Raw genomic sequence first — 562 nt, 5'->3', positions numbered from 1 at the left:
GCCAGGGCGGATTCAACTGGTCGTCGCAACACCTCGATCGTTGAGGAGGATGTTGTGGCGCAGGGAAGGGCGCGTGCAGCGATCTTCGCTGGTCGCCCGCCGCTTCGGTCACCGGGACGGCCCCCGGTCAATCGGCGCGAGGAGCGGCGGCGTTTCTGGCGGTTGATCGCTGAGGGGCTGTCGAGCGAGGAGGCCGCTGTCGCGTGCGGCGTGTCGACACCGTTGGGGGCGCGGTGGTTCCGTGAAGGTGGCGGGATGCCGCCGATCAGCCTGGACCCGCCGTCGGGCCGCTATCTGTCGTTCACCGAGCGCGAGGAGATCGCCGTGCTGCGCGCCAAGGAGTGCGGGGTACGGGAGATCGCCCGCCGTCTAGGACGGGCTCCGTCGACGATCTCGCGGGAGCTGCGGCGCAACGCGGCGACCCGTGGCGGCCGGCTGGATTACCGGGCCTCGGTCGCGCAGTGGCATGCCGACCGGCAAGCGCGCCGGCCCAAGGTGTGCAAGCTCGCCGCCAACGACCGGCTGCGGCAGTATGTGCAGGATCGGCTGGCCGGCATGGTCT

The 562-nt window shown here is 71.0% G+C and carries 1 protein-coding gene; it reads left to right on the top strand.

The window, feature by feature from the left end:
• Window positions 1-54 precede the first annotated feature (54 nt).
• Window positions 55-562 (top strand): transposase (locus tag QSK17_RS36510; protein ID WP_502889357.1); only part of this gene is annotated, 508 nt, incomplete at its 3' end.

Source organism: Microtetraspora sp. NBRC 16547, assembly GCF_030268965.1.
Lineage (GTDB): Bacteria > Actinomycetota > Actinomycetes > Streptosporangiales > Streptosporangiaceae > Microtetraspora.
This window is presented reverse-complemented; position numbering and strand designations above follow the sequence as displayed.